Annotated in this window: 8 protein-coding genes and 1 other RNA gene; all 9 read right to left on the bottom strand. The window is 53.8% G+C overall.

Annotation, left to right across the window (positions count from 1 at the left end; all coding sequences use genetic code 11):
* Positions 1-58: 58 nt before the first annotated feature.
* Positions 59-1,663, bottom strand: a complete 1,605-nt coding sequence (gene pckA, locus ACO5R6_RS00600) for a phosphoenolpyruvate carboxykinase (ATP) (protein WP_485625233.1) — start codon at positions 1,661-1,663, stop codon at positions 59-61.
* Positions 1,664-1,820: 157 nt separating this feature from the next.
* Complete coding sequence (locus tag ACO5R6_RS00605) at positions 1,821-3,017, bottom strand: phosphoribosylaminoimidazolecarboxamide formyltransferase (protein ID WP_485625243.1); 1,197 nt, start codon at positions 3,015-3,017, stop codon at positions 1,821-1,823.
* A gap of 36 nt (positions 3,018-3,053) precedes the next feature.
* On the bottom strand, positions 3,054-3,776 hold the full coding sequence (locus ACO5R6_RS00610) for an IMP cyclohydrolase (protein ID WP_485625234.1): 723 nt from the start codon (positions 3,774-3,776) through the stop codon (positions 3,054-3,056).
* A 168-nt stretch (positions 3,777-3,944) separates the two neighbouring features.
* Positions 3,945-4,619 carry a uracil-DNA glycosylase gene (gene ung, locus ACO5R6_RS00615; RefSeq protein ID WP_485625235.1) on the bottom strand — a complete coding sequence of 225 codons (675 nt, stop codon included), beginning with the start codon at positions 4,617-4,619 and terminating at the stop codon, positions 3,945-3,947.
* A gap of 38 nt (positions 4,620-4,657) precedes the next feature.
* Complete coding sequence (gene hisF, locus ACO5R6_RS00620; protein WP_485625236.1) at positions 4,658-5,419, bottom strand: imidazole glycerol phosphate synthase subunit HisF; 762 nt, start codon at positions 5,417-5,419, stop codon at positions 4,658-4,660.
* Positions 5,420-5,421: 2 nt separating this feature from the next.
* A complete protein-coding gene (gene hisH, locus ACO5R6_RS00625) occupies positions 5,422-6,030 on the bottom strand; it encodes an imidazole glycerol phosphate synthase subunit HisH (RefSeq protein WP_485625237.1) in 609 nt (202 codons plus the stop codon).
* An 11-nt stretch (positions 6,031-6,041) separates the two neighbouring features.
* Entirely contained in the window at positions 6,042-7,535 is a 1,494-nt protein-coding gene (locus tag ACO5R6_RS00630; protein ID WP_485625238.1) for a sensor histidine kinase, read from the bottom strand.
* Positions 7,536-7,541: 6 nt separating this feature from the next.
* Positions 7,542-8,231, bottom strand: a complete 690-nt coding sequence (locus ACO5R6_RS00635; RefSeq protein ID WP_485625239.1) for a response regulator transcription factor — start codon at positions 8,229-8,231, stop codon at positions 7,542-7,544.
* A 152-nt stretch (positions 8,232-8,383) separates the two neighbouring features.
* Positions 8,384-8,728, bottom strand: a transfer-messenger RNA (tmRNA) gene (ssrA, locus tag ACO5R6_RS00640).
* Positions 8,729-8,850 lie beyond the last annotated feature (122 nt).

An 8,850-nucleotide genomic window follows, 5' to 3' on the forward strand; every position in this document is an offset into this window, starting at 1 on the left:
GCAGATCGGGGACGGGCTTTTGACTTTTCCTCTTGATCTTGATTCAGTCCGACCGGTTTCAGGCCTTGGGGCCTGCGCTCACCAGAGCCTTGCCGGACTCGTTATTCTCATATTTCTCGAAGTTCTTCCGGAATCTGGCAGCCAGGTCAGCGGCCTTTGCATCCCAGACTGACCCATCCTCATAGGTATCGCGGGGATCCAGGATCGCAGGATCTACACCGGGAAGCTCCGTGGGCACCTCAAAATCAAATACAGGGATCTTCTTGGTAGGCGCCTTGTTGACATCACCGTTTTGAATGGCGTCGATAATTCCGCGCGTATCCTTAATGGAGATCCGCTTGCCGGATCCGTTCCAGCCGGTGTTGACCAGGTAGGCCTTGGCCCCGTTCTTCTCCATCTTCTTGACAAGCTCCTCTGCATACTTGGTGGGATGCAGTTCCAGGAAGGCCTGACCGAAGCAGGCGGAGAAGGTGGGCGTCGGCTCCGTGATGCCGCGCTCTGTGCCGGCCAGCTTGGCGGTAAAACCGGACAGGAAATAGTACTTGGTCTGCTCCGGAGTCAGGATTGACACGGGAGGAAGCACCCCGAAGGCATCCGCCGACAGGAAGACCACATTCTCAGCGGCGGGACCGTGAGAGATCGGCTTTACAATGCTCTTGATATGATCAATGGGATAGGATACACGGGTATTCTCCGTCACGCTCTTATCGGCGAAGTCAATCTTCCCATTCTCGTCAACCGTCACATTCTCAAGGAGAGCATTGCGCTTGATGGCTCCGTAGATATCGGGCTCCGCCTCCGGATCCAGGTTGATCACCTTGGCATAGCAGCCGCCCTCGAAGTTGAAGACGCCATTGTCATCCCAGCCGTGCTCATCATCACCGATCAAAAGCCGCTTGGGGTCTGTGGACAGGGTCGTCTTTCCCGTGCCGGACAGGCCGAAGAAGATGGTCGTGTGCTCACCGTTTAAGTCGGTATTGGCGGAGCAGTGCATGGAGGCAATGCCCTTTAAGGGGAGGAAGTAATTCATCATTGAGAACATCCCCTTCTTCATCTCGCCGCCGTACCAGGTATTGACAATAACCTGTTCTCTGGAAGTGATATTGAAGAGGACTGCCGTCTCTGAATGAAGGCCCAGCTCCTTATAGTTGTCGACCTTTGCCTTGGAGGCGTTGTAGACAACAAAGTCCGGCTCGAAGTTGGCCTCTTCCTCCGCGGTCGGCCGGATGAACATATTCCGAACGAAGTGTGCCTGCCAGGCCACCTCGACAATGAAGCGAACGGCCATCCGGGTCTCTTTGTTGGCCCCGCAGAAGCCGTCAATGACGTAGAGTCTCTTATTGGACAGCTCCTTTTTCGCGATCTCCTTGACAGCCTCCCAGGCCTCCTTGGATGCGGGATGGTTATCATTGGGATATTCCTCGGACGTCCACCAGACGGTATCCCTGGAATTCTCATCCATTACAATGAACTTATCCTTGGGGGAGCGGCCAGTGTAAATGCCGGTCATAACATTGACTGCACCGAGCTCGGTCTCAACACCCTTCTCATAGCCCTCAAGAGACTTGTCCGTCTCCTCTGTAAAGAGCTGCTCGTAGGAGGGATTATAGACAAGCTCTTTTGTCCCTGTAATTCCGTACTTTGTCAGATCTACATTTGCCATCGTATACCTCTTTCGTATTAGGATTTTATCAGCGCTTGTCCGGGATCCGTTGATCCCGGGCTTCTTCCCGATATGGTTCAGGAAGACGCATCACTTACCATTATACATAGAGCTATTTCATTTTCAATTGCCTGTGTATGAATTATTTTGCTCTTCCTCAGTGATGGAAGAGACGGATTCCCGTGAAGGACAGGGTCATCTTGTACTTGTCGCAAGTCGCGATGACATGGTCATCCCGGATCGACCCTCCCGGCTCTGCGACATAGGAAACGCCGGACTTATGGGCCCGCTCAATATTATCCCCGAAAGGGAAGAAGGCGTCTGATCCAAGAGCGACACCCTTATTTTGATCCAGCCACTTCCTCTTCTCTGCTTCCGTAAAGACGGGGGGCTTGCTCTTAAATACCTTCTGCCATGCCCCATCAGCCAGGAGATCCTCAGACTCGTCTCCGATATAGAGATCGATTGCATTGTCCCGATCCGCTCTCTTGATTCCGTCTATGAAGGGCAGGTCCATGACAAGCGGATTCTGGCGCAGCCACCACTTGTCCGCCTTCTGCCCGGCCAGTCTGGTGCAGTGGATCCGCGATTGCTGCCCCGCTCCGATCCCGATTGCCTGGCCGTCCTTGACATAGCAGACCGAATTGGACTGGGTGTACTTTAAGATAATCATGCTGATGGCAAGATCTCTTCTGGCGGCCGCCGGCAGGTCTTTGTTCTCTGAGACCAGATGATCGAAGAAGTGATCATCAATCACGAGCTCATTTCTGCCCTGCTCGAAACTGATCCCATAGACCTGCTTGACCTCCAGGTCTACCGGTCTGTAAGAGGGGTCCATCCGGATAATATTGTAATTTCCCTTCTTCTTGTCTCTTAGGATGTCGAGGGCCTCCTCTGAATAGGAAGGGGCAATGACCCCATCGGAGACCTCTCTCTTGATCAGTCTGGCGGTGGATACGTCACACTCGTCGGACAGGGCGATGAAATCGCCAAAGGAGGACATGCGGTCCGCCCCCCTGGCCCTCGCATAGGCACTGGCCAGAGGCGTCCACTCCATATCCATATCATCCACCCAGTAGATTCTCTTCAAGTCAGCGCTTAGGGGAAGACCGATTGCCGCCCCGGCCGGTGAGACATGCTTGAACGAGCTGGCTGAGGGAAGGCCGGTCAGCTTCTTGAGCTCACGGACCAGCTGCCAGCCGTTTAAAGCATCCAGAAAGTTAATATAGCCTGGTCTTCCGTTTAAAACGGTCACCGGCAGGTCGCTGCCGTCTTCCATAAAGATGCGCGAGGGCTTCTGGTTGGGGTTGCATCCATACTTGAGGGTCAATTCCTTCATTTTCTCTCTCCTTATTCTCCGGCAGGTCGCATGATTGTCTCGGTAACTCGGTCATACATTCTTGTTCACGATCCGCGACTCATAACTCCCGTCTTCCAGGTTGATATAACGGACAAAGAGGGAGATCTTGTTGTCCCGGTCAAGATCAGACCAGATCGCCTCCGTGAGCGCATCGATATCGCCCGCAAGTCCCACAAGGGTTGGTTCTCCCTCAAATGAGGGAAGAGGATCTCCGTCCGATCGGTATGTGTGAATGAAATAACCCTCTCCCGCTACGGGATTATCATATGTATAGGTGAAGCGGTCGCACTGATCCGGCTTCCCCCTATGACTCTTTAAGATGGACAGGGAGATCTTCATAGCCCCCTTGCCCTCTCCGTCTCTCTCAAGCAGGCCGGAGATCCGGGGCGTATAATTGGGGGCATCCGGCTCAAATTCCCGCTGCCGCAGGGCCTCCTCGAAGGTCTTTCCGGCCAGCAATCCCTCATAGACGGTGTCGGTCTGGTCTCCATTTGTGACAATCAGCTTCTCATCGAGACGGCGGACCGGAGCATAGATAATCAGGCTTGGGTCCTCAAGCTTCGAGGGGTCAAAGGCCCGGGTTCGAATCCCCTCATCTTCTTCCTCGAAGATCCGGTTCCTGCTGTTTTCGCTTCGGCCCATGATAAAATAGGCCGCGATGGCAGACTTCCCGTCCGCAGACCTGCCGAGAATTATCCCCCGCCCGGGATAGGAATTACCAGTAAGTTCCCTCTTCAATGAAGCAAGTTTCATACAAATCCTCCTGCCTGAGACCCTTCTACTCGTCCATTATAGCCAAAGTCCTCCCCCCCGGCTTATTCCGAATATTAATGCACAGACAAGTCCCCACTTATAAGTAGAGATCCCGTCCGCTCCATACGGACAGGATCTCTTCTCGAATACTCCCCGGACCATGTCTTCTCAAACATTCTCGATCTGCCAGTCGATGGGATTGATCCCCTGCCTGCTCAGATATTCATTGCACTTGGAGAAATGCCTGCAGCCGAAGAAACCCCGGTAGGCAGACAGGGGACTGGGGTGGGGCGCTCTTAGAATCAGATGACTTTTATTGTTGAGCATAGACGCCTTGGCCTGGGCCGATGAACCCCAGAGCATAAAGACCATGGGCTGGTCCCGGCCATTTAGGGCCCGAATCGCCGCATCGGTGAATTCCTCCCAGCCAATCCCCCGCAGGGAGTTGGCCTGATGGGCGCGGACTGCCAGAACCGTATTGAGGAGGAGGACCCCCTGCCGGGCCCATTTGACCAGAGACCCATGGTTGGGGATGTAACAGCCCAAATCCTCCTTTAGTTCCTGATAGATATTCCCCAGGGAAGGGGGAATCCTGGCTCCCTCGGGGACTGAAAAGCACAGCCCCTGGGCCTGACCGGGCTCGTGGTAGGGATCCTGCCCCAGGATCACGACCTTGACCTCCTTAAGCGGGGTCAGGTGAAAGGCATTGAAGAGGTCCTCCGATGGCGGATAGATGACATGATTATGATACTCCTCCTTCATGCGAAGATAGAGCTTCTTGTAGTAGTCCTTGTGAAATTCCGGCTCCAGGGCCGCAAGCCAGTCGTTTTCAATGGCTCCCATAATTCCTCCGGATTAAATCCAAGCGAAAGATCCGATTCCTACAATCTCACGGAGACCCCTCGTCCCCGGAGATATTCCTTTAGTTCTCTGATCTCAAGTTCCTTGTAGTGAAAGAGTGAGGCTGCAAGAACTGCGTCTGCCTTCCCCTGCGTCAGAGCCTCATAGAAATGCTCCCTCTTGCCGGCGCCGCCCGAGGCGATCACCGGGACCGGGACTTCCTCCGCTATTGCCCGGGTCAGCTGAATGTCGTATCCGGCTCTGGTCCCGTCGCAGTCCATAGAGGTCAGGAGGATCTCTCCCGCCCCCCTGCGGACCGCCTCTTTGGCCCAGGCCACCGCATCCATACGGGTATTAAGGCGTCCGCCGTGCTTGTAGACTTCCCATCCCCGTCCATCCTCTCTCATCTTGGCGTCAATGGCTAAGACCACGCACTGACTTCCGAACTTCTCGGCCGCCCCGGTCAAGAGGTCCGGGTTGTCGATGGCGGCGGAATTGACGGAGATCTTGTCCGCCCCCTCAGCCAAAAGGCACTTAAAGTCCTCTACGCTTCGAATTCCTCCGCCGACGGTAAAGGGGATAAAGACCTGGGAGGCAACCGCCCTGACCATATCGATCACGGTTGCCCTTTGGTCACTGGAAGCTGTGATGTCAAGGAAGACCAGTTCATCGGCCCCGGCCGCGTCATAAGCCCCGGCAATCGCAACCGGATCCCCGGCATCCTTTAGGTCAACGAAGTTCACCCCCTTGACCACCCGCCCGTCCTTGATATCGAGACAGGGGATCACTCTCTTGGTAAACATAATCACACCTCCAGGAAGTTGCGAAGCATCTGTAGTCCGGACCTGGAGCTCTTCTCCGGATGGAACTGGCAGGCAAAGAGATTCCCCCTTTCCACTGAAGTGTCCATCTGTGTCCCCCCATAGCAAGTCTGGGCGGTCACAATCGATGGATCAGCCGCCCTCAGATAAAAGGAATGAACGAAATAGACGTAGTCCTCCTCCTCGATTCCCCGGAAGAGCCTCCCTTCCCTGGGAAAATGCAGAGAGTTCCAGCCAATGTGGGGGATCTTCACTCCCGCCCCCTCTTGAATGCGGATGACCCTGCCGGGACAGATTCCGAGGCCTCTTGCCCCGGGGCTCTCCTGGCTTGTGTCAAAGAGCAGTTGCATGCCGAGGCAGATCCCAAGAAAGGGAATCTGCCTGTCTACGGCCTCCCGGATGACAGAGACAAGCTCATAGGACCTGAGGCGGTCCATAGCCTCCCCGAAGGAACCGACTCCGGGCAGGATAATATGGTCTGCGCCCAGGATCATCTCGGCATCCCGCGTCAGAAAAGCCTGTGCGCCGACTGCCCCGCAGGCTTTCTCTACACTTCTGATATTTCCGGCATCGTAGTCAATAATCGCCAGCATAAGCGCCCCCTTTAGACATTGCTTGTGTCGAAGGTGAAATAGAATTCCACGCCGTCTTGGTGATTGATGACCCCGTACTCCTGCTGGAAGGATTCCGCGATCGCCTTTACAACCGAAAGACCGATCCCGGAGCCTCCGTAGCTGCGGCTTCTCGCCTTGTCTACCTTGTAGAACTTCTCGAACAGATGATCAAGCGACGTCTCCGGAATCGGGTCTCCTGTATTGAAGACAAGAAGCTTCACCCGGTCGGATTCCCGGATTACCCGAATCCGGATTCTCCGCCCTCCTCCGCAGTAGTGAATCGCGTTGCTCAGATAATTGCTGATCACCTGCTCGGTCAGAATGGGATCTGCCCATACATGAACCGGCCGGTCCTTTGGCACTATGTCTATGTCGATATCCGAAGCCAGAATCTTCTGCGATGCCACGATGGCCCGGATTGAATCCATCAGATCAAACCGCTCCATTGCCACCATGGTTTTTCCGTACTCGAGGGCATTGAGATCAATCATCTGACGCACCAGATGGTTCATCCGGTTGGCCTCGTCTAAGATGGTATCCGTATAGAATTGAATGTCCTCCGGGGTCTGCGCGATTCCATCCTGCAAGCCCTCGGCATAGCCCTGGATCACCGCAATCGGGGTCTTCAGCTCATGAGAGGCGTTGGCCAGGAATTCTCTTCGCATCTCCTCCTGCTTGTCGCGGATCTCCAGCCCCTTCTTCAGATCATGGTTGGCCGTCTTTAACTCGCCGATCGTCGTCTGCAACTTCTCTGAGAGTTCATTCAGGTTCTCCCCCAGATCATCGAGCTCATCCTGATTGGACGTCTCCTGATACTTGGCGTCGAAGTCCAGATCGGACATCCGCCGGGCCAATTTCTGCATGCGGCGGATCCGGTCTGTAATCATATGCGCCGCCAGATTTCCGATCAGAATGGACAGGACAATGGAGATGGTCCCCGCCGTGATCAGAGACCTTCTGAGGATGAAAGACGCCTCCTTGAGAGACTCGATCCCGCTTCGGATCGCAATGATATTTCCGTCCGCAATCCGGCCGATCAGAACCAGATATTCCTCATGCGTGTGAGAGTCCATCATGCGGACTTGCCGGTAATTGGGCTCTTTGTCCTCTTGGGACGGCAGGGGAAGGTCCTGATTCTCGGTCAGAATCTTGCGCAAATTCCCCGGAATCGCCGGGGTATCGTCAAGAGATGTGAGCAGAAGGTCTCCACTCCTGCTTGCGATCACCGCATCCAGATTGAAGTTGACGCAGATCTGCTGGAATTGCAGGCGATAGTCCGGTGAATACAGGTGACCGTTTGCCGCCTGATCCTCCAGGATCCCGTAGACCTTCTTGAGATTCCCCAGCTTATTGCGGGCATAGTAATCCTGAAGGAAGAGAAAATTTATGAAAAAAGTCAAAATAATCAAGCCGTTGATGACGATCAGAAAAATAAGTACGATCTTCTGATTGATCCCGGTCCAAACCTTCTTCTTCACAGCCATAGCACCTTACTTCTCTTGGTCGCCCACATCAAACTTATAGCCCATTCCCCAGATGGTCCGAATGTAGGCTCCCTTCTCTCCGATCTTGGCGCGAAGCTTCTTGACATGGGTGTCGATGGTTCTGGCATCACCGAAATAATCATAGTCCCAGACCGAATTCAAGATCTTCTCTCTGGAGAGGGCGATCCCCTTATTCTCCATAAAATAGGCGAGGAGCTCAAATTCCTTGGCGGACAGCATGATTTCCTTACCGTCAACCGTCACGGTGTGAGCAACAAAATCCAGGCAGATACCGCCGGCCTCAATGCTCTTGACCTGGTCCTCAACCCCCGACCTTCTCAGGATCGCCTGAACCCGTGCCACAAGGGTCTTGGGAGAGAAGGGCTTTGAGACGTATTCATCCACACCGATGTCAAAGCCCTGCAGCTCGTCCTGCTCATCAGACTTTGCCGTCAGGATGATAATCGGCAGCTTGGAGGTCTCCCGGATCTCTCTTGCCACATCAAAGCCGTTGAGCTTGGGCAGCATGACATCCAAAATGATCAGGCTGATTTCATGGTCCTGATAGAAGAGGTCAAGCGCTTCTTCTCCGTCTTGCGCTTCGACAACGTCGTAACCGTCTCTCACCAGAAAGTCACGTACAATCTTCCTAATCCGCATCTCGTCATCGACGACCATAATTTTCTGATATGCCATGATTTCCTCCTCATAGGTTGATTTAGATCCGGTTATCGCATGAAATCACATGGATCAAAATCTTCTCGCTTTATTCTCCAAAAGCCCTCGCATCACTAGAAATTATATAAGAATAGGGGATCGGATCCAAGTCACCACTTGAACCAGATCCCCTATGGACTAGAGGGGAATCGAACCCCTGTCCAAAAACCCATTCCCTGTTCTTCTACGAGCGTAGTCTGTTCATTGAACTTCCCTCCATCGCACGGGAGCAGACACTCTTGCGATCTCGGTAGCTTCATCATACGCCCATGATCTCAAAGCTTTGACCATGTCGTTTCCTGCGTTTTTTGAAACCCGGTTTCCGACATGCAGGTGAGTCGAAAGGGGTTACAGCCCTTAGGCTGCGATTGCTAAAGAACGATTCTCAGCGTTTAAATTTAGGTTGGCCATTTGACGCATCGCCATGCGGCTCGCTTCACCAGCTGCAGGATCCCTGTCGAAACCTTGACTAGCCCTGTCGGTCGACGGAACAATACAAGGACAAGTCCTGTACCGGTCCGCACTCTCAGTACATTTTACCTGTAATTGCGGACTTAGACAAGGATGAAGTGGCCGCTGACACAGATCCTTCACTGAC

This window comes from Shuttleworthella sp., from assembly GCF_057251025.1.

What these genes read in the sequence shown, in the direction of transcription:
- pckA (WP_485625233.1), bottom strand. Translation starts at nt 1,663, where the DNA reads ATGGCAAATGTAGATCTGACAAAGTACGGAATTACAGGGACAAAAGAG.
- ACO5R6_RS00610 (WP_485625234.1), bottom strand. Translation starts at nt 3,776, where the DNA reads ATGAAACTTGCTTCATTGAAGAGGGAACTTACTGGTAATTCCTATCCC.
- ung (WP_485625235.1), bottom strand. Translation starts at nt 4,619, where the DNA reads ATGGGAGCCATTGAAAACGACTGGCTTGCGGCCCTGGAGCCGGAATTT.
- hisF (WP_485625236.1), bottom strand. Translation starts at nt 5,419, where the DNA reads ATGTTTACCAAGAGAGTGATCCCCTGTCTCGATATCAAGGACGGGCGG.
- hisH (WP_485625237.1), bottom strand. Translation starts at nt 6,030, where the DNA reads ATGCTGGCGATTATTGACTACGATGCCGGAAATATCAGAAGTGTAGAG.
- ACO5R6_RS00630 (WP_485625238.1), bottom strand. Translation starts at nt 7,535, where the DNA reads ATGGCTGTGAAGAAGAAGGTTTGGACCGGGATCAATCAGAAGATCGTA.
- ACO5R6_RS00635 (WP_485625239.1), bottom strand. Translation starts at nt 8,231, where the DNA reads ATGGCATATCAGAAAATTATGGTCGTCGATGACGAGATGCGGATTAGG.